This window comes from Actinomadura sp. 6N118 (genome assembly GCF_044326415.1).
Classification (GTDB): domain Bacteria; phylum Actinomycetota; class Actinomycetes; order Streptosporangiales; family Streptosporangiaceae; genus Spirillospora.
Genome location: NZ_JBIRAZ010000009.1, coordinates 60,007 through 84,240, shown reverse-complemented (window position 1 = coordinate 84,240; position 24,234 = coordinate 60,007). Strand labels below are relative to the sequence as shown.

The 24,234-nt window shown below is 67.1% G+C and carries 18 protein-coding genes; 5 read left to right on the top strand and 13 right to left on the bottom strand.

Annotation, left to right across the window (positions count from 1 at the left end; all coding sequences use genetic code 11):
* Positions 1-228: 228 nt before the first annotated feature.
* From ACH34W_RS23880 to ACH34W_RS23850, 7 genes are all read right to left on the bottom strand, one after another.
* Positions 229-1,356 carry a hypothetical protein gene (locus ACH34W_RS23880; RefSeq protein ID WP_395963217.1) on the bottom strand — a complete coding sequence of 376 codons (1,128 nt, stop codon included), beginning with the start codon at positions 1,354-1,356 and terminating at the stop codon, positions 229-231.
* 1,133 nt (positions 1,357-2,489) lie between these two features.
* Entirely contained in the window at positions 2,490-2,813 is a 324-nt protein-coding gene (locus ACH34W_RS23875; protein WP_395963216.1) for a helix-turn-helix domain-containing protein, read from the bottom strand.
* Complete coding sequence (locus ACH34W_RS23870) at positions 2,810-3,937, bottom strand: tyrosine-type recombinase/integrase (RefSeq protein ID WP_395963214.1); 1,128 nt, start codon at positions 3,935-3,937, stop codon at positions 2,810-2,812. Before ACH34W_RS23870 ends, ACH34W_RS23875 begins: the two co-directional genes overlap by 4 nt.
* 101 nt (positions 3,938-4,038) lie before the next feature.
* The gene (locus ACH34W_RS23865) at positions 4,039-4,830 is read right to left on the bottom strand and encodes a DUF1883 domain-containing protein (protein WP_395963213.1); all 792 of its coding nucleotides are present in this window, start codon (positions 4,828-4,830) and stop codon (positions 4,039-4,041) included.
* Between the two features lie 631 nt (positions 4,831-5,461).
* Complete coding sequence (locus tag ACH34W_RS23860; RefSeq protein WP_395963212.1) at positions 5,462-8,275, bottom strand: vitamin B12-dependent ribonucleotide reductase; 2,814 nt, start codon at positions 8,273-8,275, stop codon at positions 5,462-5,464.
* Positions 8,276-8,383: 108 nt separating this feature from the next.
* Positions 8,384-8,857: a transcriptional regulator NrdR gene (nrdR, locus tag ACH34W_RS23855; RefSeq protein WP_395963211.1), complete on the bottom strand. Its 474-nt coding sequence runs from the start codon at positions 8,855-8,857 to the stop codon at positions 8,384-8,386.
* A 466-nt stretch (positions 8,858-9,323) separates the two neighbouring features.
* Entirely contained in the window at positions 9,324-9,554 is a 231-nt protein-coding gene (locus tag ACH34W_RS23850; RefSeq protein WP_395963210.1) for a LysM peptidoglycan-binding domain-containing protein, read from the bottom strand.
* 291 nt (positions 9,555-9,845) lie between these two features.
* On the opposite strand from ACH34W_RS23850, the gene lexA reads away from it, so the two are divergent.
* Entirely contained in the window at positions 9,846-10,544 is a 699-nt protein-coding gene (lexA, locus tag ACH34W_RS23845) for a transcriptional repressor LexA (protein ID WP_395963209.1), read from the top strand.
* Between the two features lies 1 nt (position 10,545).
* Here lexA and ACH34W_RS23840 read toward each other — a convergent pair whose 3' ends face one another.
* From ACH34W_RS23840 to ACH34W_RS23830, 3 genes are all read right to left on the bottom strand, one after another.
* Positions 10,546-11,541, bottom strand: coding sequence for a hypothetical protein (locus tag ACH34W_RS23840; protein WP_395963207.1), 996 nt, complete (start codon positions 11,539-11,541; stop codon positions 10,546-10,548).
* A gap of 81 nt (positions 11,542-11,622) precedes the next feature.
* Positions 11,623-14,121, bottom strand: coding sequence for a leucine--tRNA ligase (gene leuS / locus ACH34W_RS23835; protein WP_395963520.1), 2,499 nt, complete (start codon positions 14,119-14,121; stop codon positions 11,623-11,625).
* A gap of 288 nt (positions 14,122-14,409) precedes the next feature.
* A complete protein-coding gene (locus ACH34W_RS23830) occupies positions 14,410-14,871 on the bottom strand; it encodes a hypothetical protein (RefSeq protein WP_395963206.1) in 462 nt (153 codons plus the stop codon).
* Positions 14,872-15,210: 339 nt separating this feature from the next.
* On the opposite strand from ACH34W_RS23830, the gene ACH34W_RS23825 reads away from it, so the two are divergent.
* Complete coding sequence (locus ACH34W_RS23825; RefSeq protein WP_395963205.1) at positions 15,211-16,755, top strand: long-chain fatty acid--CoA ligase; 1,545 nt, start codon at positions 15,211-15,213, stop codon at positions 16,753-16,755.
* 60 nt (positions 16,756-16,815) lie between these two features.
* On the opposite strand, the gene ACH34W_RS23820 is transcribed toward ACH34W_RS23825, so the two are convergent.
* A complete protein-coding gene (locus ACH34W_RS23820) occupies positions 16,816-17,664 on the bottom strand; it encodes a helix-turn-helix transcriptional regulator (RefSeq protein WP_395963204.1) in 849 nt (282 codons plus the stop codon).
* Between the two features lie 108 nt (positions 17,665-17,772).
* Here ACH34W_RS23820 and ACH34W_RS23815 point away from each other — a divergent pair, with 108 nt between their 5' ends.
* Entirely contained in the window at positions 17,773-18,504 is a 732-nt protein-coding gene (locus ACH34W_RS23815) for an SDR family oxidoreductase (protein ID WP_395963203.1), read from the top strand.
* A gap of 615 nt (positions 18,505-19,119) precedes the next feature.
* Entirely contained in the window at positions 19,120-19,602 is a 483-nt protein-coding gene (locus tag ACH34W_RS23810) for a hypothetical protein (protein WP_395963202.1), read from the top strand.
* A 430-nt stretch (positions 19,603-20,032) separates the two neighbouring features.
* On the opposite strand, the gene ACH34W_RS23805 is transcribed toward ACH34W_RS23810, so the two are convergent.
* A complete protein-coding gene (locus tag ACH34W_RS23805) occupies positions 20,033-20,908 on the bottom strand; it encodes an alpha/beta fold hydrolase (protein ID WP_395963201.1) in 876 nt (291 codons plus the stop codon).
* Between the two features lie 179 nt (positions 20,909-21,087).
* Here ACH34W_RS23805 and ACH34W_RS23800 point away from each other — a divergent pair, with 179 nt between their 5' ends.
* Entirely contained in the window at positions 21,088-22,479 is a 1,392-nt protein-coding gene (locus ACH34W_RS23800; protein WP_395963200.1) for an aspartate aminotransferase family protein, read from the top strand.
* A gap of 90 nt (positions 22,480-22,569) precedes the next feature.
* On the opposite strand, the gene ACH34W_RS23795 is transcribed toward ACH34W_RS23800, so the two are convergent.
* Positions 22,570-24,123, bottom strand: a complete 1,554-nt coding sequence (locus ACH34W_RS23795) for a GMC family oxidoreductase (protein WP_395963199.1) — start codon at positions 24,121-24,123, stop codon at positions 22,570-22,572.
* Between the last annotated feature and the right edge of the window lie 111 nt (positions 24,124-24,234).

Below are 24,234 nucleotides of genomic sequence, written 5' to 3'. Positions count from 1 at the left end.
GCTCTGCCGGAGCACCTCCACTGCCTGGCCGCGACAGATGCCTCGTTGGTCTCGTCCTCGACAGCAGACAGGGAACTCACGCCCAAACGCGCGCCCCCGGAGCCGGACGGACCGCTGAATCCGACAGGGATCAACGTCCTCAAATGAGAGGGGCGCCGACTTTGGTCGGCGCCCCTCTCATTTCGGGCACGTGCCCTTGGGAGGACTCGCTGGACTGGGACAACGCACTTATTCGGGGGCTGCGGTATTCCCCTGCTTGAGGTCGTCTGCTCGGGCGGCCAAGTAGTGGGCCCAGTCTCTGCTGGCATAGCGGACCCAGTCGACGGCGGTGTTGATGTGGACGCCGAGGACCTTGCTGAGGATGGGTGCCGGGAGGTCGCTAGCGAGGGTGAGCACTGCGGTGTTGCGGGCCGCGCGTGTGTCGATGCCGTGGGCAGCGAGCCGTTTGGACAGCCTTTCTGGTCTTATCGGCTTTCCGGCGAGCCGTCCGGGGAACAGCCAGGGTTCCGGTCCGGGGGTGGCCTGCCCAACGATCGATGGTGCCGTGGCCTGGGTCTGTGCGGTGACCAGCCGATCCAGAGCAGGCGGCATGAGGACTGGATGATGGCCGATCGAGATGTAGGTTCCGTCCTGTCTGCGTTCGATGTCTTGGCTGGTCAGGTGGGCAATGCGGGTGACGGTGACGCCATATAGGAGGGTCAGGGCTCCGGCGGTCCGGACGTCGAGTGGAAGTTCGGGATCGTTGACGCAGCGTGTGAGGAGTGCGAGGTACTCATCTTCGTCGAAGAAGTTGACGGGCTCGCTTTCTGGCCGCCAGGGGACGTCGAGACCGGTGGCGAGGCGGCAGCGGTTGGTCCACCGCACGAAGTCGCGGAGGCCAAGGCGGCTGGTGTTTCCCTCGGCCAGCCACAGGTCAAGATCTGCTTGCCCCGCGCTCTGGAGCGAAAGCCCTCGGGAACCGAGCCACCGTAGAAATTCCAGAGCGATCGTGACCCGTGAACGAGCGTACTGAGCACCTTTGAAGGTGACGCCACGGTCCTGGGCGCGTCGCCGGAGTCGTCGCAGAACGACCCAGGTCGCGTAGGGCTGCAGGATCTCACGGTGTTCTCCCGCCTGGTCCATGCAGCGCCTCATCCACTGCTCGGTGCGCGCCATGTTCTCGTCCCGGGCTGGCAAGACACCGACGTGGACCAACAACTGCCGCAGGTGCGTGGCCGCCTGGCTGTGCGGGAAGGTATCGAGAAGCTCGTGGCTGAGCGGATAGCCCGAGGTCAGAAGCTGTTGCAGCAGGCTGGCGCCGCTGGTCTTGTTGCGCAGCCAGTTCAGCACCGACTTCGGGTGCTCGGCTGTCTTCAAGGCTGTGACCAGTGGCGCCAGGGCCGGATCCGCGCCGAATCGAGCGTGGAGTTCGCGGCTTACAACACAGCGGATGCACTCACCGTCGAGATAAAGCTCTCCGCAGGCGCCGCAGGAAACACAGGCATAGATGAGATCGGCACCTGAGCATGGACCGCAGCAACGCTGTCCCTGGGCGTCGGTGCCGATGAGCGGGCGGCGTTCGCCGCATGTTGCGCATGCAGCAGGGTGGAAGCGGATGTGCCGGTAGCAGGTGGAACAGACAGGGCCCATCGGCCAGCGGGTGGTGACGGGACGCGTTCGGTGGCATCTGGAACACTCATCCTGCGTCCGGGGCCTGCAGGATGCACAGATCGGACGGTCGCTCCGCACTCCGATGCAGGGGCGTTCGCGGCCGCAGGTGGAACAGACCATGATTGGCCAGCGGTTACAGCTGTAGCACAGATCTGGGGTCTCGGCGGTCGCGCGGACGGAGATCGGCGCGGACTGTCCGCAGCGGCCACACACACGCGTCTCGCGCACGTAACAGCGGTCACAGACTGGTCCGTCCGGTGTGTTAGCCCTGGCGAGCCGGTCCTGCCCGCAGCGAACACACACGCGCGTCGGCCGGTCGTAGCAGTTGGAGCACAGTGGGCCGCCATCGTCACGGCGAGTCGCAACCGGCCGGAGCTTCCCGCAGATCACACAGTCCTCATGGCGAGCGGGATCATGCTGGTAACACCGCAGGCAGAGATCGCCCTCGACGGCTCGGCGAGCTATCGGCGCAACCTGCTGGCAGCGACAACAACGTCGAGCGGATCGTTGTCGCGAACACATCTGACAGATCCGGGCTCCGTCTGGTCGCGCTCCGCGAAGCTGGCGGCGACTGCCGCAGTTGGCGCAGAGGGGAACCGTCACGCCTTCGACGTCCCGGGCGCGCAGTTCGGTCAAGAACCGGAACCACGACAGCGGCATTCGCGGGTCGCCCGAGGCCAACACGTCTGGATACTCATCGAGGTGGCTTTGAAAGCCGACCAGAGCCCTACTGGGGGCTGCCTGGTCCACCATGTCCCGCAAGTGAACGGGGTCCAGCAATGGCAGTTGCGGCGCGAGAACAGCCATCACATGGTCGAGACGATCGGACCGCGAGGGTCTCATGACAGATCCGGACGGCGGATCTGGGTGCGTCGGGCCTTGGGAACTGGTGGTGTGGTCTCCTCGGCAGTCTTACGGACCTGGGCGTTAACGACCTCGACCTCGATCAGGTCGTTCGGGGTGCAGTCGAGGATGTCGCAGAGTGCGGCGAGGGTATCCATCGACAAGCGCTGCGGCGGCTGGGTGACCAGGCGGAACACCTGTTCTCTGGACAGGTGGATGCCGCGTTCGGCCAGCAACGGCCCCAGGTCGGTGGTCTGGAACATGTCACGGGTCGCCATGAGCTTGCGCAGGTTCCAGCTGATCCCCATCTTCTTGATCATGGACTCTCCCAGAGGTCGGGGTGACGTTGCCGCATAGACCGCTGGACGAGCCGGTTGCGGTACTCGTCTGACACCCCGGTGTAGATCGCCGTCGAACTCGCATAGGCGTGTCCGACCTGCATTGACACAAATCGTTCGGGGTAGTCGAATTCGATCAGGTGCGTGATGTAGCTGTGCCGCAGCGCATGCAGGTCCAGTTCGGGCGGAAGCCCGGCGGCGTCCCGGGCCTGGGCAAACGCGTGGTCCAGCCCTCGCACCGACATGCGGGCGGCGCGTTCGGTAACGAACAGCGCGGCCAGCTTGCCCGGCGACATTAGCGGCCGCACTTCGGTGATCCAGTGGTCCAGCACGTCGACGATCCAGTCCATTTCCGGGACCGTCAGCACGGTGCGGCGTTTGGGTGGGCTGCCCCGTGACGCTTTTCCGTAGCGGACGAACAGCGCGCCATACCTTCCGTACTGGGGGGCCTTTTGGGCTCGCCGCAGATCGGCCAAGTCCAGCATCCGCGCCTCACCACGTCGAAGCCCGAACGCGTAGATGGTCTTGAGCAGGGCTGCGTCTCGAATCGCGGTCAACGCTCCTTTGCGACCGCGGGACTGTACTTCCTCAACACGGCCGTCGACGACGTCGAACAGGGCCTGGATCTCGTCGTAGGTCAGTGGCCGCCGTGCCGGTCGGCCCTCGTAGTCGGCGACATGTGCGACCCGGTTGTCCTCGTGGAACACCTGCTGGGGAACCTGCCCGAATCGCTCCAGGCAGGTCTCCGACCAGCCATAACGCCGATCGGTGAGGTACTGCATGAACAATGCCAGCGTGGTTTCATACGTGCGTCCGGTCGACATGCCGATCGGGCGGTCGCGGTTCGGCGACCGTAGATGAGCAATGAACGCCTCGCCATCAGCCGGCGTCCACTCCCACGGGTAGGCATTGGTGAACCCCACTAGCCGTCGCACCATCAAAACCCGTGGCGCGATCGTGCCCTTCTCGTTCAAGAACCGGGATTGCTGCTGACGCACCCACCCGGCCAGCATCGCCTCCAGCACCGCAGGCTTCGGGTCGAGATGGACAACCCCCTCAACGAGTTCCAGATGCGCAGCACCAGGCACATCGGCGGCATGAGCCACAGACACCTCCGTTGCAAGAGGTGCAACATCGTTGCGTCTGGAGTAGAGGCATGCAATCGCTTTCCCTACTTCGGCATACGAGTCAGCGCATGAACTCCTGCTCAGGTGACGGCGCCCGGACGCACAACCTCGGCGATCTCACGTGCGATCTCTTCGATGGTGAACTGAGCGGTGCTCCTGGCAATCTTGTCGACCAGAGAAGGGCTTTGAGCCATCACCTCGTCCTTGGTGATGTTGTGCCAGATCGGCAGGAGACTCTGCTCGCCTGAGACATGGCGGCTGATCAGCCCGTCGAGTTCGTACTGCGGCCACTCCTTCGCGAAGAACGACTTCGATAGCACGATGACTCCGAAACGACTGCGTGCCAAGCCTCGATCGATCTTCCGACGCAAGCTGTCGCCTATCCGCATCTCGAAGGCGTCGAGCCAAACCTCCAGGCCGGCGGCCTGGAGATACTCGGCCAGGGGCCTGGCCACCGCCGCCTTGTCCTCACTCGCGTGGGAGATGAACACATCCCACACCTGCGGATCATCGACTTCCTCAAGCCGAGGAGGGGCTTCGTGTCGAATATTCCTCAGGGAAACGGCGTCAGTAGTCTCGCGCAGCGGCGGCAGCGGAGGCGGCGGAGGCGGCTCCACGGTTACCGCTGAGCGAACTGAGCCGCTGAGACCGATCAAGTCCACCGTCACATACCAGTGGCCGTTGTTCGGAATGGCAAGTCGGACTGGTGACCCTTTTGCGAGACCGCCCGCATACTTGTGGCGACGTCCCTTTGAGAAAGCTCGATAGTTCTGGGCATCCATGAGTCGCACGTTGGCTGCGCTACCGCGGAGTGACACGACCGCGACCGCACCCTTCGTCTGACGCCCCAGGTCATAGGACTGAAACTTCATGCGCGCCTCTCCCTGGCCAGCGGTGCCATGCAACTGATGAGGCATGGCACCGACGGCCTCAAAGACGGCCCCGTTCACCGGGGCGGTTGCCCGGGGCGTGCCCGGGCAACCTCAGTTCACTTCTTGAGGCGACGTTGAGCCGCCTGCGACAAGGCGCTTGCTGCAGCGGACTTCTCCGCCTTGCTCGCCTTCGAACTCCTAAGCGTCCTGCTAGCAGCCGACGCCGCCTTCGCACTGGTCTGACCGGTGCTCTTAGGCGCCTGCGACAACGCGCTCGCGGCAGCGGATTTCTCCGCCTTGCTCGCCTTCGGGCTTCTCAGCGTCCTGCTAGCAGCCGACGCCGCTTTTGCGCCGGTCTGACGAGGGTTCTTGGCCATGATTCTTCACCTCCTCTCAGGTCGGGATTTGCTTCGCGACCTGAGAGGTGATGTCATGCGGATTCCAACACCGAGCAGGACATCACCTCCTGGTCGCAACGAACGCCCGGCCCTTACGAAGCCGGGCGTTCGTCGCACCTGGGGGCCGCCCTCTGCCGTCACTCGACAGGCCAGAGCAGCCGTCACTATTCAGCTGTAGGCCTTCCACTCGGTGGACCGACCGGTTGTTGCGTCAACTGCAACTTTGCCTGGTTTCAGCTGCAGCCGCTGGTGGAGCCGCAGCCTTCGCAGACGTAGCAGCTGCCGGCCGGGCGCATCTTCGTGCCGCAGGTGAGGCAGAGCGGTGCGTCGGCGGTGCGGCCTTGGCGGCTCTCGATGACCTCCATCGACGAGTGCGCCTCGTGGGCCGGAGCCGCTGCGGGCTTGGGCCTGGTGATCTCGGCGGACTGGGCCAGGGTCTCGTGCTCGAGTTCGGCGTCGGAGTGGAGGGACGCCGGGTCTTCGCCGTTCGCCTGCATCGCGCGTTCGTCGGCGGTGAAGATGCCGAGCTCGGCGCGCTCGTCGTACGGCAGGTGGTCGAGGGCGAGGCGACGGAAGATGTAGTCCATCACCGAGGTCGCCATGCGGATGTCCGGGTCGTCCGTCATGCCGGCAGGCTCGAAGCGCATGTTGGTGAACTTCTCCACCCACGTCTCCAGCGGCACCCCGTACTGGAGGCTGATGGAGATCGCCATGGAGAACGCGTCCATGACTCCGGCGAGGGTGGAACCCTGCTTGCCGAGCTTGAGGAACACCTCGCCGAGACCGTCGTCCGGGTAGGACGAGGCGGTCATGTAGCCCTCGGCGCCGGCGACCGAGAAGCGCGTCACGGTCGCGGGGCGCTGCTTGGGCAGGCGCTTGCGAACGGGGCGTGCCGGGGCTGCGGCCTCGACGACGACGGGCTCCTCCTTGGTCTTGTTGCCCGCGACCGAGAGGGGCTGGCCGACCTTGCAGTTGTCCCGGTAGATCGCCAGAGCCTTGAGGCCGAGCTTCCAGCCCTCGAAGTACACCTTCTCGATGTCCTCGATGGAGGCCTGCTCGGGCATGTTGACGGTCTTGGAGATCGCACCGGAGAGGAACGGCTGGACCGCGGCCATCATGCGCACGTGGCCCATCGGGCTGATCGCGCGCTCGCCCATGGCGCAGTCGAACACCTCGTAGTGCTCGGGACGCAGCCCGGGCGCGTCCACGACGTGGCCGTTCTCGGCGATGTACTCGACGATGGCCTCGATCTGCTCCTGCTGGTAGCCGAGCATCTCGAGCGCCCGCGGCACCGTGTGGTTGACGATCTGCATGGAGCCGCCGCCGACGAGCTTCTTGAACTTCATCAGCGCGAGGTCCGGCTCGATGCCGGTGGTGTCGCAGTCCATCATCAGGCCGATGGTGCCGGTGGGCGCGAGAAGGGAGGCCTGGGCGTTGCGGTAGCCGTGCTTCTCGCCGGCCTTGAGGCACTCCTGCCACTGCTTGGTCGCGGCGGCGTGGACGGCCTTGCCCATCTCGTCGAGCGTACGGACCTCGTCGTTGGCGGCGGCGTGCTTGCGCATGACGCGCTTGTGGGCCTCGGCGTTGCGCGCGTACCCCTCATACGGCCCGACCACGCCGGCGAGCTCGGCGGAACGGCGGTAGGCGACGCCCGTCATCAACGAGGTGATCGTGGCGGCGAGCGAGCGGCCGCCGTCGGAGTCGTACGCGTGGCCGGTCGCCATGAGCAGCGCGCCGAGGTTGGCGTAGCCGATGCCCAGCTGGCGGTAGTCGCGCGTCGTCTCGCCGATCTTCTCGGTCGGGAAGTCGGCGAACGTGATGGACGCGTCCATCGCGGTGATGATCAGCTCGGTCAGCTTGACGAACTTCTCGACGTCGAACGTGCCGTCCGCGCTCAGGAACTTCAGCAGGTTGATGCTGGCGAGGTTGCAGGAGGAGTTGTCGAGCGACATGTACTCCGAGCACGGGTTGGACGCGGTGATACGGCCCGACTCGGGGTTGGTGTGCCAGTCGTTGATCGTGTCGTCGTACTGGATGCCCGGGTCGGCGCACTCCCACGCCGCCTTGGCCATCAGCCGGAAGAGCTCCTTGGCCTGGATCTTCTCAACGACGTCGCCGGTCAGGCGTCCGCGCAGCGCGAATTCGTCGTCGGTCTCCACCGCGCGCATGAACTCGTCGGACACCCGGACCGAGTTGTTGGCGTTCTGGTACTGGACACTCACTATGTCCTTGCCGCCCAGGTCCATGTCGAACCCGGCGTCCCGCAGCGCGCGGATCTTGTCCTCTTCACGCGCCTTGGTCTGGACGAACTCGGCCACGTCCGGGTGGTCGACGTCCAGAACGACCATCTTGGCCGCACGCCGCGTGGCGCCACCCGACTTGATCGTTCCGGCCGAGGCGTCCGCCCCGCGCATGAACGAGACCGGGCCGCTGGCCGTGCCACCGGACGACAACAGTTCCTTGCTGGAACGGATGCGGGAGAGGTTGACCCCGGAGCCGGAGCCGCCCTTGAAGATCGTTCCCTCTTCCTTGTACCACTCCAGGATCGACTCCATGGAGTCGTCAACGGAGAGGATGAAACACGCGCTGACCTGCTGCGGCGACTTGGTGCCGACGTTGAACCACACCGGGGAGTTGAAGCTGAACAACTGGTGGACCAGCGCGTACTTCAGTTCGTGGTCGAAGATTTCCGCGTCCTGGTCGGAGGCGAAGTAGCCGTTCTGCAGACCGGTGTCGACGTACATCTTCACGACGCGGTCGACGAGCTGTTTGAGGCTCCACTCCCGCTGCGGCGTGCCCACCGCGCCACGGAAGTACTTGGACGTCACGATGTTCGCGGCGTTCAACGACCAGAACTCTGGAAACTCCACCCCGCGCTGCTCGAAATTGACCGAGCCGTCGCGCCAGTTGGTCATGACCACGTCACGACGTTCCCAGCGGATCTCGTCGTACGGATGCACGCCGGGCTTGGTGAAAATGCGGTCGACTTTCAGCCCCTTGCGGCCCCCCTTGCCGCGCCGAGCCGAGCCGCTCACCGTCTCCGTCATGACACTCCCCCTCCTCGGGCCTCCGCCGGGCCCTATCCAGGAATAACGTCGCCCTGCCAGCCGCTCATCCCGGCTGTGGGCGTTTTCAACTGTCTGCAGGATCGGCCTCTAGTGAGGCCGGTCGGCTTCCCCCGAGGAATCCGTTCTGCGCAGCGCATCGATCTCTTTGGCGAAGTCGTCGAGCGACTCGAAGCCCCGGTAGACCGAGGCGAATCGCAAGTAGGCGACCTCGTCCAATTCGCCGAGGGGCCCCAGGATCGCGAGGCCGATCTCATGCGAGGGGATTTCCGCAACCCCGGTCGCCCTGATCGACTCTTCGACCCGCTGCCCCAACTTGGCGAGCGCATCCTCGTCCACCGGGCGCCCCTGACAGGCCCTGCGCACCCCGGCGATGATCTTGTCTCTCGAGAACGGCTCGGTGACCCCACTTCGCTTGGCCACCATCTGCAGCACGTTCTCCTGCGTCGTGAATCGTTTGCCGCATTCAGGGCATGACCGCCGCCGCCTAATTGCGGCCCCGTCATCCGTCGAACGACTGTCGATCACTCGGCTGTCAGGGTTACGGCAGAACGGGCAGTGCACCGCGTTCCCTCCTCCCCTGGCAGATCAAAAACAATCGCCACAAGAACACAACTTGTGGTTAATGACATCCATGTAACTACTAGATGTTGTGGTCAACCGTAGGGCGCGCGCCAGGGCTTCGCAACCTCAACGGGCGCCTCTCACGTAGATCCTGATCACACTGAGCGTCCCGCGTCCCACCCCGGCGTGTCGCGCCCTTGACCTGCAGCATCGAACACCTGTCGCATAGCCCGCCACCCCTCGGCGCCCACCAGCAAGATCACCGCCCACACCCCCGCAGCCCCCAAGAACCGGGACCTCCCCACCCCCAGATCACGATCAGGTCACGATCACCTCGGCCGGCGGTGGCGGCGCAGTCACACAGGAAGGCAGCGCAGCCATGCGGGGGCGGCGACTCAGCTACGCAGCGGGGCCGCAGCTCAACTACGCAAGGGCGGCGGCGCGGGAGCGCGGGTGCAGATGGCCGTCAGCGGGCGGGGAGGCGGAGTTGCTGGCCTGGCTGGACCACGGGGCCGGAGAGGCTGTTGACGTCGATGATGCGATCTACGGTGCGGCGGGGGTCGGATTCGGGGGCGTGGCGGGCGGCGATGTCCCAGAGGGTCTCGCCGGGCTCGACGGTGACGGTTTGGCGGTGAGCGGGTGCGTGACTGCCGTCGCCGGCGCGGGCACCGGGGCCCGCGGTCAGCCAGAAGGCCACGAGTAGCGTGCTCGCTGCGAATGCGGTCAATACGGCGCGGCCTCTGCGGGTCAGTCTGATTCCCGGCCGGATGTCCGAGCTGTCCGTCCTCGCGTACGCCACCATCCCCGACCCCCAGTCGCCCGTTGATCTTCGAACGCATTTTCGATCGAACGCGTGTACGATGTTCTACCGCATGACGCCGACAAAACGCGAGTACTTTCTTCGAACAATTGTTTGATCATCCAGCTCTGACGCGATAACGTTCCATGACAAGGAGTGACGGATCGAAGCGCCGGGAGGCGACTAGCGATGAGCAAGGTCCGGGAGTTGCCCGATGGGCCGATGGACGAGAGCGGCCTCACCCAGCGGCAACGCATGGTGCTCGAGGTGATCCGCGATTCGGTCCAGCGTCGCGGTTACCCTCCGTCGATGCGGGAGATCGGCGAAGCGGTGGGGCTCACGAGCACCTCCAGCGTGTCGCACCAGCTTCGTGCGCTCCAGCGCAAGGGCTTCCTCCGGCGCGATCCCAACCGCCCGCGGGCCGTCGAGGTGCGGGTGCCGGGTGCCACGCCGGTGCTGACCGAGGCCGACTCGTACGAGACGGTGGGCGTGCAGGAGACCTCGAGCCGTCCCGCGCCCGCGTACGTCCCGCTGGTCGGGCGGATCGCCGCCGGTGGGCCGATCCTCGCCGAGGAGGCCGTGGAGGACGTGTTCACGCTGCCCAAGCAGCTGGTCGGTGAGGGCACGCACTTCCTGCTGAAGGTCTCCGGTGACTCGATGATCGACGTCGCGATCGCCGACGGCGACTGGGTCGTCGTACGGCAGCAGCCCGTCGCCGAGCAGGGGGACATCGTCGCCGCCATGATCGAGGGCGAGGCGACGGTGAAGACGTTCAAGCGTAAGGACGGCCACATCTGGCTCATGCCGGCCAACCCCGCCTACGAGCCGATCCCCGGAGACGAGGCGTCGGTGCTCGGCCGGGTGGTGGCGGTCCTGCGCAAGATGTGAGTCAGCCGAAGTCGTTGACGCCGTCGGTGGTGTGCGGTCCGGTGGACCGCCACTGCTGCTCGTTCAGCAGCCTGGTCCGTTCGGCGACGCGGCGTAGGGCGGCGACGGCGTCATCGTTCATGCGCGCGCCGCTGTAGCCGACGAAGGCGACCGTTCCGGGCGTGGGCTCCCAGGCCAGCAGGCCGTTGCCTCCCATCGCCGAGGTGACGACGGCGGGTTCGCCGCGTACCGTTCCGGCCGGCCGCGCGTTCGCCGCGAACAGCCGGTCCTCCACCCCGCCGACGGGGGCGACGCCCACGAACGTGAGGCCGCCGCCGAGAGCGGCGCCCTCGGCCAGCTCCTTCGAGCCGTACCGCGCTTCGCGGATCACCAGCGGCCGGTAGTGCCCGTCGGTGATCTGCGGGAAGCCTGCCAGAGTCCGCACCGTGGGCCGCCAATCGACGACCGTGGTCGCGGCGGCGATCCGGACGAGGTCGCGTTCGGGCAGGTCACCCCGGATCCGCGCGTACGATCCGGCGATCTTCCACACGATCAGCCCGTCCGCGGCCCTGCCTTGGACGTCACCGATCCGGACGCGGCGCTGCAACGGGGCTTTCGGCACGGGATAGGTGATCACCGCGCCATGGCTGGCCAGTGATCCGCCTTTCCGCCGTACGACGACGCTCCATGGATTCGCCGTTCCCGCCCGGTCTCGGCGTTCGAGTGTGCTTCCGTTGGCGGCGTTCCCGATCGCGATGCCGGGGATGTCCCCTGGATCCAGGCGCGCGTCCGGTCCGGCGGGCACGACGATCCCGGACGGCGGGGACGTCCTGGCGGGCGCAGACTCCGCCGGGCGCCGCGGAGTCTCCTTGTCATCGGCCGCCAGCAGGCGTACGCCTCCGGCTCCGATCACCAGCAAGATCGCAGCCGCGAGGGCGATGCGGCGTGCCAACGGGCGGCGGGGCTCTTCGGGTCCACTGCTGAGGACGTCGTCCGGCATGCCCGCAGTCTTGGCCATGCCCCTTCCACGCACAACATGCCCCTTCCGCGCACAACCCGAGGGGACCTTCCGCGCACAACCCGAGGGGACTCGGCGGCGTCAGGCTCCGGGGACGATGTTGACGATCTTGGGGGCGCGGACGATGACGCGGCGTGGGGGGGTGCCGCCCAGGGCGTCCTGGACCTTCGAGGAGGCCAGGGCCAGCGCCTCCAGATCCGCGTCGGAGATGTCCGGGGAGATCTCCAGGCGGTCCTTGACCTTGCCCGCGACCTGGACCACGCACGTGACCGTCTCCTGCACCAGCAGGACCGGGTCGGCGGTGGGCCAGCCGGCCGTGGCGACCGGGGCGGAACGGCGCAGCAGCGCCCACGACTCCTCCGCCGTGTACGGGGCGAACAACGACAGCAGGATCGCGATCGTCTCGGCCGCCTCGCGTACGGCGGGGTCGGCGGCGCCGGGGCCGGAGTCGATGGCCTTGCGGGTGGCGTTGACCAGCTCCATGATCCGGGAGATCGCCACGTTGAAGCGGTGCGAGTCGACCAGGGTCGTTGCCTCGGAGATCGTGTGGTGGGTGACGCGGCGCAGGCCCTCGTCGCCGGTCGTCGCGTCGGCGCCGGGGTCGGAGGCGACCTCGGAGGCGATGCGGTGGACGCGGGACAGGAACTTGGCCATGCCGTGCAGCGACACGTCCGCCCAGTCGATGTCGTCCTCGGGCGGCCCGGAGAACAACATCGCCAGGCGCACGACGTCGACCCCGTGTTCGGCGATCTGCTCGCCCAGGTCGACCAGGTTGCCCGTGGTCTTCGACATCGCCTTGGCGTTCAGGATCACCTGGCCCTGGTTCAGCAGGCGCGTGAACGGCTCGGTGAAGTCGATCATGCCCATGTCGTACAGCACCTTGGTGAAGAAGCGGCTGTACAGCAGGTGCAGGATGGCGTGCTCGACGCCGCCCGTGTACTGGTCGATCGGCATCCACTTGCGGACCTGCTCGACGTCGAACGGGCCCTCGGTGTAGCCCGGCGAGCAGTAGCGGAAGTAGTACCAGGACGAGTCGACGAACGTGTCCATGGTGTCGGTGTCGCGCTTGGCTGCGCCACCGCACTTGGGGCATTCCACGTTCACCCAGTCGGCGGCCGCGGCCAGCGGCGACGTGCCCTTGGGCGCCAGGTCGGCGCCGCGCAGGTTGTCGGGCAGGCGGACGGGCAGCTGCTCGTCCGGCACCGGCACCTCGCCGCAGGCCTCGCAGTGAACGATCGGGATCGGGCAGCCCCAGAAGCGCTGCCGTGAGACCAGCCAGTCGCGCAGGCGGAAGTTGACCGAGGCCTTGCCCGTGCCCCGCTCCGCCATGACCTCGGTGATCCGGGTGATGCCGTCGGCCTTGCCCAGGCCGTCGATCGCCGGGGAGTTGACGATGCGGCCGTCGCCCGTGGTCGCCACGCCGGTCTGGGTGGGGTGGGGCTCTCCGGTGTCGACGACGACGCGCACGTCCAGCCCGAACTTCAGCGCGAAGTCCAGGTCACGCTGGTCATGCGCGGGCACGGCCATGATCGCGCCGTGGCCGTACTCGGCCAGCACGTAGTCGGAGGCCCAGACCGGGATGCGCTCGCCGTTGACCGGGTTGATCGCGTACCGGCCCAGGAAGACGCCGGTCTTGTCGCGCTCGGTGGACATCCGCTCGATCTCGCTCTCCCGGGAGACCTCCTCGCGGTATGCCTCGAACGCGGTGCGCTGCTCGGGAGCGACGATCTCCTCAGCCAGGTCGGCGTCGGCGGCCACGACCATGAACGTCGCGCCGTACAGGGTGTCGGGGCGCGTGGTGTAGACGGTGACCGGCTCGTCGCGGCCCTCGATCACGAAGTCCACGTCGGCACCGGTGGAACGGCCGATCCAGTTGCGCTGCATCAGCAGGACGCGCTCGGGCCACTTGCCCTCCAGCTGCTTCATGTCCTCCAGCAGCCGGTCGGCGTACTCGGTGATCTTGAAGTACCACTGGGTCAGCACGCGCTTCTCGACCAGCGCGCCGCAGCGTTCGCAGTGGCCGCCGACGACCTGCTCGTTCGCCAGCACGGTCTGGTCGTTCGGGCACCAGTTGACCTGGCCGCCCTTGCGGTAGGCCAGGCCGCGCTCGTAGAAGCGCAGGAACAGCCACTGTGTCCACTGGTAGTACTCGGGGTCGGACGTGTGCAGCCGCCGCGACCAGTCGAACGCAGGCGCGTAGCGCTTGAACGACGCCGCCTGGGTGTCGATGTTGGCGTACGTCCACTCCGCCGGGTGGGAGTCGCGCTTGATCGCTGCGTTCTCGGCGGGCAGTCCGAAGGAGTCCCAGCCGATCGGGTGCAGGACGTTGTAGCCGCGCTGGAACCAGTAGCGGGCGGGCACGTCGCCGATGGCGAACGCCTCGGCGTGGCCCATGTGCAGGTCACCGGAGGGGTACGGGAACATGTCCAGCGCGTACCGCCGCTCCCGGCCGTCGTCCTCTTCGACGGCCTTGAACGGGTCGAGCTCCGCCCACCGGGCCTGCCATTTGTCTTGAACCGCCCGGGGGTCGTACTGCTCGTCGCTGCTCACGGTCGCTACTCCGGTCCTTCTGTACGGGATTCGTCCGGCTGCCCTGCCCCATATGCCGACGCGTATCCGTGCCGACAGGCCTGCGCATGAAGAGACTGCACATGAAGAGACCCCTCACACAGGAGGGGTCGCCGCGTCAACGCCGGTGCGTCAACGCAGCGGGCTAAGAAGCAGCCTGGGTCGCATACCCCAAGACTAGCGCAGCGGCAAGGCCCGAGGCCGCCTCATTGATCCCCTGGGTAGGGCCCCCTGGATATGACCCCCTGAATATGACAAGGCCCGCCGGTGAGGTCCACCGGCGGGCAGTGTCATGGAACGTCAGTCGGCGTACCACTTGCCCTTGTACTTGAGCTTGGCGTTCTTGACCACGGCCGACTGGGCGTAGCCGTAGGTCTTCAGGCGGATCGGGCCCGCGAAGGACTTGTAGTTGCGCTTGCGGCCGTCCTCCACATAGCCGGTGATCGAGCCGACGTTGTTCATGCGGAACATCTCGACCTGGATGTGGCTGACCTTGCCCTTGTAGGCCTTACGGGGCTTGGCGATCGCACAGGTCCAGTGCCAGTGCTTGGTCTTGTACTTGCCCTTGGCGTACTTGTAGCCGTAGACGTACATGTCTCCGACCACCGTCTTGCCGCGCTTCAGCGGCTTCTTGCTGATCTGCTTGTAGCCGGGCCCGCAGGATGCCGCGGCATCGGCGGGACTGGCGATGGCAAGGCCGCCGCCGAGGGCGACGGCCGCCCCCAGCGTCGTGGCGGCGAGCGCTCGGGTGATGCGCTTCATATGTAGTCGTACCTCCGGTGCGTGATCGGACGGCCGCCCCGCCGACCCGCGCCGTGAATGACGACACAAGATCGACTTTGCGGCCAAATCGGACCGTACCACCCGAAGGAGACACATTTGATCTAGTTCTCCATGTATTCGATCTAGCGTCCCGGGACGTGCCGTTGTGACGGTGCACAAGTTCGCCGGGGTTCGGGCGGCTCTGGTCACAAAGATGCACGTCATCTGGGGCGGAGGGGATGGCGTATCGCGGGGCCGGTACGCGAACATGAGGCGAACCGTTCATAGACTCGCCGGTAATAACCGCCTGGCGACAATGCCCCGTGCGCGAGGAGTGCCATGCTCAACCTCTCCGTCCTGCTCGAAGACGCGGCCCGGGAGACGCCCGATCGCGAAGCACTGGTCTTCGGGGACCTGCGCCTCTCGTACGCCTTCGTCGACGGCATCGCCAACCAGGTCGCGAACCTGCTGGTGTCGCGGGGTGTCAAGCCGGGCGACAAGGTCGCACTCTCCAGCCCGAACCTGCCCTACTTCCCGATGATCTACTTCGGGGCGCTCAAGGCCGGCGCGGTGGTCGTGCCGCTGAACGTGCTGCTCAAGCCGCGCGAGATCGCCTACCACCTCGGTGACTCGGACGCGAAGGCGTTCTTCTGCTTCGAGGGCACCCCGGAGCTGCCACTGGGTGAGGCCGGGCACGCCGGCTTTGAGCAGGCCGACGAGTGCGAGCACTTCTTCCTGCTGCCCGCGAGCCTGGCCACCACCGAGTCGCCGATCGAGGGCGCCGAGCTCTTCTGGGCGGCCCTCGCCGGCCAGCCGGGCACGTTCGAGTCGGTGCAGACCGCCCCGACCGACACCGCCGTGATCATCTACACCAGCGGGACCACCGGCCAGCCCAAGGGCGCCGAGCTGACGCACAGCAACCTGCTGGCCAACACGATGATCGACGACACGCTCTTCAAGAAGACGCTGCACGACACGTCGCTGGTGACGCTGCCGCTGTTCCACATCTTCGGCCAGGTCTGCGTGATGAACGTGGGCATGTACCGGCGCGCCACCCAGGTCCTGCTGCCGAGGTTCGACGCCAAGCAGGCGATCGAGCTGATGGTCAAGGAGAAGATCACCATCTTCGCCGGCGTGCCCACCATGTACTGGGCGCTTCTCACCGACGACACCTCACCCGAGGACGTGGCCTCCATCCGCGAGAACCTGCGCGTGGCGGTCTCCGGCGGCTCCGCGCTGCCGCTCGAAGTCCTCAAGGGCATCAAGGAGAAGTTCGGCGCCGATGTGCTGGAGGGCTACGGCCTGTCCGAGACCTCCCCGGTCGCCTCGTTCAACCGCCCCGACCGGCCCACCAAGCCGGGCTCGGTCGGCCTTCCCATCTGGGGCGTCGAGATGAAGCTCATCGACGACGAGTGGAAGGAGATCGAGGGCGAGGGCCCCGGCGAGATCGCCATCCGCGGCCACAACGTCATGAAGGGCTACTACAAACGGCCCGAGGCCACCGCCGAGGCCATCAAGGACGGCTGGTTCCGCACCGGCGACGTCGCCAAGCGGGACGAGGACGGCTACTACTTCATCATCGACCGCTCCAAGGACATGATCATCCGTGGCGGTTTCAACGTCTACCCGCGGGAGCTCGAAGAGGTCCTGATGACCCACCCGCAGGTCTCCCTGGCCGCCGTCGTCGGCATCCCGCACGAGTCGCACGGCGAAGAGGTCAAGGCGTACATCATCCGTACCCCCGGCGCCACGGTCACCGAGGACGAGCTGATCGCCTGGGGCAAGGAGAACTTCGCCAACTACAAGTACCCGCGCATCATCGAGTTCCGCGACGAACTCCCGATGACCGCCACCGGCAAGATCCTTAAGCGCGAACTCCGCTAGAGGCTCAGAGCGGGAAGCCCGTGAGAGGCCGCAGCGTGCCACCCGGCGCGCCGCGGCTTCTCACGTTGTCGTCAGGGACTGGATTCCCACGACACGCAGCAGTTTGAGCGCCTCGTGCGACGCGGTGCCGGGCGCTGCGGTGTAGAGCACGACCTTCTGGTCCTGCTCTGGTACGAGCAGCACGTCGCAGTGCAGCTCCACCGGGCCGATGACCGGGTGGACCCACCGCTTGGTGTTGCTCCGCCGCACTTCGACCCGGTGCTCGGCCCACACCCTCCGGAAGAGCTCGCTCTTGGCGGTCAGCTCGGCGACCAGGTCCCTGATCCCGGGATCACCCGGATACCGGCCCGCCGCCGCCCGCAGGTCGGCCACGCTGTCGCGGGCGAACGCCAGGTACTCCTCGTCCCGTTCCAGCCGTTCATCGGTGTCCGGGCCGAAGAACCACCGGATCACGTTGCGTTCCTTCGGCGTCATCGTCGAGAAGTCGGCGATCAGCGCCGCGGCCATGGCGTTCCAGGCGAGCACCTCGTATTCGGCGCTCAGCACGTACGCCGGGGTGTCGTCCAGCCGGTCCAGCAGATGCAAGATGCCCGCGGGCACCTCGTGCGGCGGGCCGACCGGCGGCCCCACCGGTTCGCCCGCGACGTTGTAGAGGTAGGCGCGCTCGTCCTCGGTCAGCCGGAGCGCCCGCGCGAGAGACGCGAGGATCTGCCGTGACGGCCGGGGCCCGCGGCCCTGCTCCAGCCGGATGTAGTAGTCGACCGACATGCCTGCCAGCCGCGCGACCTCCTCGCGGCGCAGTCCCGGTGTACGCCGGCGCGTCCCGGCCTCCAACCCCACGTCCTGTGGCTGGATCCCGTTCCGCCGCGACCGCAGGAACCGGGCCATCTCCTCTCTGTCCACGTTCACCAGCATCCCCCATAACGGTGCGTCCTGACCGCGCCCAGGGTGGTATCGCCGATCCCAGCCTCAGGCGGTCTCTCCTCCTCCGCCGCACATCACCGCAGCCTGGATGGCATGACGAACTCCATCGCCCTCATCACCGGCGCCAACAAGGGCATCGGTTTCGAGACCGCCCGCGCCCTGGGCTCCGCCGGCATCACCGTTCTCCTCGGCTCCCGTTCGCCCGAACGCGGCGAGAAGGCCGCGGCCGAGCTCACCGTCGACGGCATCGACGCCCGCTTCGTCCACCTGGACGTCACCGACGAGGACTCCATTCAGCAGGCGGCCGGCGGGCTCGACCAGCTCGACATCCTCGTCAACAACGCCGGAATCTCGCCCGCTGAAGCCTCCGTCCTGCCCAGTGCGATCCCGCTCTCGGCGCTCCGCCACACGTACGAGACGAACGTCTTCGGCGTGGTGGCGGTGACCAACGCGATGCTGCCCCTGCTCCGCCGCTCACCTGCGGGCCGCATCGTCAACGTCTCCAGCGAGCTCGGCTCCCTCATCATGCTCACCGACCCCGAAAGCCCGTTCTTCCCCTTCAACCTCCTGGCCTACAACTCCTCGAAGACCGCGCTCAACGGCATCACCATCGCCTACGCCAAGGAGCTGGCCGACACACCGATCAAGGTGAACGCGGCGAACCCCGGCTATTGCGCGACCGACCTCAACGCCCACTCAGGCTTCCGCTCCGCCGCCCAAGGAGCCGCCGAAATCGTCCGCCTGGCCATGCTCACCCCCGACGGCCCCACAGGCACCTTTACCGGCGGCTCGAACGACCAACTGGGCGCCCCACTCCCCTGGTGACGTCCCAAAGGACCCCAAAAGCATCGCCCTCGCTAACGCTCGGACATCCTCACCGGGACTTCCCCCAAACCCCGGTGGGGACTCCGCGGTTCCGGACGCGGTGTGGTCGCGTTGGTGCGCTGACGCGGCGTTGCCGGGTCAGCGCGGAGGCTTGGGCGAGATGGGGCGGTGTACCCGCGGTGGTTGCCATTCACGACGGGCACGCGCTCAGGTGGGTAATTGAGCGCCTTCGCTTTCACCACTATTGGTGAAGTTTCGGGCACAGCCCGCAATGGAAGATTACCGAGCGCGGCTGAAGGCTTACTCCCTTGGGCCGGATGTGGGTGCAGCAAATGCCATCCCGTGTGAACGGTAGCGCAATCTATCCAATTAGGTCCCCTTTGAGTATTGACCACCCAGTTGCCATTACGTACGTTCCCTGTAGAACGCGTTCTACCTGGCTGACCGGGACCTCATGTCGAAGAGGAAAGTCGGATCCCGTTCGCTGGTCCTTGATTCGCGGTGTCTTCAACGTCCATTCGACAGGGGCGGAAGCGACACCTCGGATTACGGACATCCCACCCCACCCCTTTGGGCGCTGGCGCGACGCCCACCCTTCCTGAAACGAGGACTTCCTTGTCCCGCACCAAGAAGCTGGCTGCGGTCTCCGCAGCCACAATCGCCGCCGCTCTCGCCGTCGCCGTACAAACCGCTCCCGCCCAGGCTGAGGCCGCCGGCCCGATCTCGGCGACACTCTCCGGCAACATGACGATCAACGCAGGCATCAACTGGACCTGCACCAGCTCCACGATGGGCGGCACCATCGCCGACGATGGCACGCTCTCCATCACCTCGGCCACCGTCGGCGGCTGCGGTGTGACCGTCGCTCCCGCCAACCTTCCCTGGAGCGGCAGCCTCAGCGGGGGCGTCGCCACCCTCAGCGGCTTCCAGGTGACCGCGGTCGGCTGTACCTACGGCGGCAGCCTGACCGGCAGCTACGTCGACGGCCCCCTCCCCGTCACCGCCACCTTCACTAACCAGAGCGTCCCCAAGGTCAGCGGCATCTTCTGCCCGGGCTCGGTAAGCCTCACCGCCTCCTACGTTTTCAGCCAGCCGTAATCTGGCGCCTGACTGGAAGCGCAGGCTGAGTCCTGCCCTCACCGCCGTGGCCCCGGTAGTCATTTCCGGGGCCACGGCTCAGGGCAGCGTTACCTGGGGACGGCTTCACTCTCTGGACGCCAACCCTGGTTTTCGTGGCGCCGCCATACTGAAACCCGCGTCACGGTGAGATTCGAGCTGTCTTCAACTTTGGAAATAAAGGATGTGCTCGTGAATTCTCGGCGGGTGCGTCAGCCTTGCCATTTATTAGCCCGCCCTAAAGTCGTGCCCCACAATTCCAGGTTGCCGATTTCTTGGCTTGCTGCCGGACGGTTTGGAGGGGGCGGGGGGTGTGGGGGCGGAGCCCCCACCGGGGTTTGGGGCGGAGCCCCGATGAGGCTGTCCGAGCGTAGCGAGGGCGATGCTTTTGGGGGCGTTGCTCTTGGGGCGCTTAGGACAGCCAGTCGAGGATGCGGCGGTTGACGTCTGCGGGGCGTTCCAGTTGGAGGAAGTGGCCGGCGTCGGGGACGATCTCGGCGCAGGAGCCGGGTGGGAGCTGGGTCAGGACGCTGGACGGATCGCCGCCGGGCATGACCATGTCGGCACCGAGGCAGCCGTCCTGGGCGCCGTGCAGGTAGAGGACGGGACGTTCGCCGGGGGTGGAGGCGGATGCCTGTTCGGCGGCGTAGGCCTTGACCAGGCGTGAGGGGTCGAGCATCGCGCGGTAGTAGCCGATCGCCGCGGCGATGTTGCCGGGAGTGGAGAGGCACTCCATGACATGGCCGATCTCCTCGGCCGCGTCGTAGCCGGGTGACCAGTCGCGCCAGAGCCCCTCGATGAACGAGCGGTCGAGTGCCATCTCGGCGAGCGGTGTCTGGAAGAGGAAGATGTAGAACGAGCGCTTCAGCTGTTCGTAGCTGAAGAACGCCCCCATCATCGCGTTCACGGGCGGGACGGCGAGGGTGACCACTTTGCGCCACCGGTCGGGGGCGAACGCGGCGGCGCCGTAGGTGGCGAACGCGCCCCAGTCATGGCCGATGATCACGGCGTCGGAGCCGCCGCCCAGGGCCTCATGGAGGGCCACGGCGTCCGCCGCGAGGGCACCGGTCTGGTAGGCGCCGTCGGGCGGGAGGCTGGTCGGGGCGTACCCGCGCATGAACGGGGCGACGGCACGGTACCCGGCCGCGGCCAGCTCAGGCATCAGGTGCCGCCAGGTGTACGCCGAATCCGGGAAGCCGTGCAGGCACAGGGCGAGAGGCCCGTCCTCGGGGCCGGCCGACAGATATCCGAACTCCAGCCCGTTCGCCTTGACCGAACCCACGTCCATGCCGCTCCTCCTCGCTCGCCTGCCTGCTCGGCGCGACGTTACTCCCCCGCGACGGAGCGCGATGCAGTGAAGATCACTCTGTTTGCTTCGGATCTCGGTGCTTGAATGCATATTTACAGCTGATTCCGAAGTCATCTAGCATCAATACGACTGGATCGCTCGCGACAGGGAAGTGTGCAATGACGGACCCGACGCAGGAGACCCCGCAGACCGAGCCCCTACAGAGAGCAGCCCGCGACCACCTCTGGATGCACTTCGCCCGCCACTCGGCGTACGAGAACGGCGGCGAGGTTCCCATGATCGTCCGCGGCGACGGCGCCTACATCTACGACGTGCAGGGCCGCCGCTACCTCGACGGGCTCTCCGGCCTCTTCGTGGTCCAGGCCGGGCACGGCCGCGAGGAGCTCGCGCAGGCCGCCGCCAAGCAGGCCGCCGAGCTGGCGTTCTTCCCCCTCTGGTCATACGCCCACCCCAAGGCCGCCGAGCTCGCCGAACGGCTGGCGGAGCTGGCGCCGGGCGACCTCAACCGCACGTTCTTCACCACGGGCGGCGGAGAGGCGGTCGAGAGCGCCTGGAAGCTGGCCAAGCACTACTTCAAGCTCACCGGCAAGCCGGCCAAGCACAAGGTGATCAGCCGGTCGGTGGCCTATCACGGCACGCCGCACGGCGCCCTGTCGCTGACGGGCCTGCCGGGCATCAAGGCGCCGTACGAGCCGCTGGTGCCGAGCGCGTTCCGCGTCCCCAACACCAACATCTACCGGGCCAACGAGCACCGCGACGATCCCGAGGCGTTCGGGCGGTGGGCGGCCGACCGCATCGAGGAGGCCATCCTCTTCGAGGGGCCCGACACGGTGGCGGCGGTCTTCCTGGAGCCGGTGCAGAACGCGGGAGGCTGCTTCCCGCCGCCGCCCGGCTACTTCCAGCGGGTCCGGGAGATCTGCGACCGCCATGACGTGCTGCTGGTCTCCGACGAGGTGATCTGCGCGTACGGGCGGCTCGGCTCGATGTTCGGGGCGGAGAAGTTCGGCTACCAGCCCGACATCATCATTTTCGCCAAGGGCCTGACCTCGGGTTATTCGCCGCTGGGCGGGATGCTCGTGAGCGACCGGCTATTCGAGCCGTTCAAGAGCGGCAAGGAGATGTTCGCGCACGGCTACACGTTCGGCGGTCACCCCGTCTCGTCCGCGGTCGCGCTCGCCAACCTCGACCTGTTCGAACGCGAGGACCTGCTCGGGCACGTACAGCGGAACGAAGGCGCCTTCCGCGCGACGCTGGAGAAGCTGCACGACCTGCCGATCGTCGGCGACGTCCGCGGCGACGGGTTCTTCTACGGGATCGAGCTGGTCAAGGACAAGACCACGCGCGAGACGTTCGACGACGACGAGAGCGAGCGGCTGCTGCGCGGATTCCTCGACAAGGCGCTGTACGAGGCGGGGCTCTACTGCCGCGCCGACGACCGCGGCGATCCCGTCGTCCAGCTCGCGCCGCCCCTGATCTGCGACCAGTCCCATTTCGATGAGATCGAGCAGATCCTGCGGTCCGTCCTCACCGAGGCCTGGTCCCGCATCTGACCGCGCGGAGAGGCGGCCGCGCGGTCAGCTGCGCCCTAGTGGCGCGCAGCTGGGCGTGTCTCAAAGCCAGCTGACCGACTTCGAGACGTCCTAGGGCGCATGGATGAGGGCGGCCGCCTTCTCGCCGATCATGATCGCGGGGGCGTTGGTGTGGCCGCGGGTGATCTGCGGCAGCACGGAGACGTCCGCGACGCGCAGGCCCTCGACGCCGCGGACGCGTAGTTCGGCGTCGACCACGGCGTCGTCGTCGGTGCCCATCCGGCAGGTGCCGGTCGGGTGGTAGAGCGTCTCGGCGTTGGCGCGGATGTGGCGGACGAGCGTCTCGTCGTCGCCCGAGCTGCCCTCGTACGGCTCCATCGGCTCACCCACGTACGCCTTCAGTGGCTCGGTGGCCAGCAGTTCCTCGGCGAGGCGGATGCCGTGGAGCATCACCCGCAGGTCACCGTCGCCGCTCAGATAGCCGGGGTCGATCGACGGCGCGGCGAGAGGGTCAGCCGACGCCAGCGTGATCCGGCCCGCCGACTCGGGCTGGAGCAGGATGACGCCGACGGTGACACCGTGATCGGCCGGCGGGGTGAGGCCGTGCTCGACGTACGGCGCGGGCGCGAAGATCAGTTCGAAGTCGGGTGCCGGGAGGCCCGGATCGCTCTTGGCGAAGACGACCGCCTCCCCCACGTTCGAGGTGAACGGCCCGCGCCGCAGCAGCAGGTAACGCGCGATGTTGGGGACGGATTCGGCGCTCGCCAGCGTGACCGGCTTCGGGCAGTGCCGCATGACCGCGACCGACAGGTGGTCCTGGAGGTGCCGCCCGACCGCCGGCCGTTCGACGACCGGCTCGATGCCGTGCTCGCGGAGGTGCTCCGGGTCGCCGACGCCCGACAGCATCAGCAGGTGCGGGGAGCCGATGGCCCCGGCGGAGAGGATGACCTCGCGGCTCGCTCGCATCGTCCGGCCCGCCGACTCGATGCCGACCGCCCTGCCGTCCTCGATCAGCACCCGTGACACGTGCGCGTTCGGGACGACGGTGAGGTTGGCGCGCTTGCGGGCCGGGCGGAGGTACGCGTCGGCGGCGCTCCACCGCCTGCCGCGCCGCTGGCTCACCGGGGTCTGCGCGTATCCCTCGTTCGACGGCCCGTTCAGCTCGGGGAGCCGGGTCAGGCCGGCCGCCTCGCATGCCTGGAGGAACGCGAGGGTGGCTTCGTTCGGGCTGCGCTGCTCGGAGATCGTCACCGGCCCCCCGGTGCCGTACACCGCCCCGGCGTTGCTGCCGACGCGGCCTTCGAGGCGCTTGTAGTACGGGAGGACGTCGTCGTACGACCAGCCGGGCACGTCCCAGCCGTCGTAGTCGGCGCGGTGTCCACGCACCCACATCATCGCGTTCATCGACGACGAGCCGCCGAGCATCCGGCCGCGCGGCCAGTAGAGCTCGCGGCCGTCCAGCTCCGCCTGCTTGGTGGTGGTGAGGTTCCAGTCGTACTCGGTTTTGAAGAGCTTGGGGAACGCGGCGGGGATGCGGATCTCGCTCTTCTTGTCCGGTCCGCCCGCCTCCAGCAGCGCCACCCGTACCGAGGTGTCCTCGGAGAGCCTGGCGGCGAGGGCGCACCCGGCCGACCCTGCCCCGACGACGATGTAGTCGAACTCCATCTGACGCTCCTGACGATGAGGGGAGGGCGTCCCGCGGGTTCATGCCCAGATTCGGCATACCACCGCTACTCACGCGCGTAAACGGTGTAACTGGATGGGCGACGGCCACAT

What these genes read in the sequence shown, in the direction of transcription:
- ACH34W_RS23875 (WP_395963216.1), bottom strand. Translation starts at nt 2,813, where the DNA reads ATGATCAAGAAGATGGGGATCAGCTGGAACCTGCGCAAGCTCATGGCG.
- ACH34W_RS23800 (WP_395963200.1), top strand. Translation starts at nt 21,088, where the DNA reads ATGACGGACCCGACGCAGGAGACCCCGCAGACCGAGCCCCTACAGAGA.
- lexA (WP_395963209.1), top strand. Translation starts at nt 9,846, where the DNA reads ATGAGCAAGGTCCGGGAGTTGCCCGATGGGCCGATGGACGAGAGCGGC.
- ACH34W_RS23840 (WP_395963207.1), bottom strand. Translation starts at nt 11,541, where the DNA reads ATGGCCAAGACTGCGGGCATGCCGGACGACGTCCTCAGCAGTGGACCC.
- ACH34W_RS23805 (WP_395963201.1), bottom strand. Translation starts at nt 20,908, where the DNA reads ATGGACGTGGGTTCGGTCAAGGCGAACGGGCTGGAGTTCGGATATCTG.
- ACH34W_RS23860 (WP_395963212.1), bottom strand. Translation starts at nt 8,275, where the DNA reads ATGACGGAGACGGTGAGCGGCTCGGCTCGGCGCGGCAAGGGGGGCCGC.
- ACH34W_RS23825 (WP_395963205.1), top strand. Translation starts at nt 15,211, where the DNA reads ATGCTCAACCTCTCCGTCCTGCTCGAAGACGCGGCCCGGGAGACGCCC.
- ACH34W_RS23815 (WP_395963203.1), top strand. Translation starts at nt 17,773, where the DNA reads ATGACGAACTCCATCGCCCTCATCACCGGCGCCAACAAGGGCATCGGT.
- ACH34W_RS23830 (WP_395963206.1), bottom strand. Translation starts at nt 14,871, where the DNA reads ATGAAGCGCATCACCCGAGCGCTCGCCGCCACGACGCTGGGGGCGGCC.
- ACH34W_RS23795 (WP_395963199.1), bottom strand. Translation starts at nt 24,123, where the DNA reads ATGGAGTTCGACTACATCGTCGTCGGGGCAGGGTCGGCCGGGTGCGCC.
- ACH34W_RS23865 (WP_395963213.1), bottom strand. Translation starts at nt 4,830, where the DNA reads ATGAAGTTTCAGTCCTATGACCTGGGGCGTCAGACGAAGGGTGCGGTC.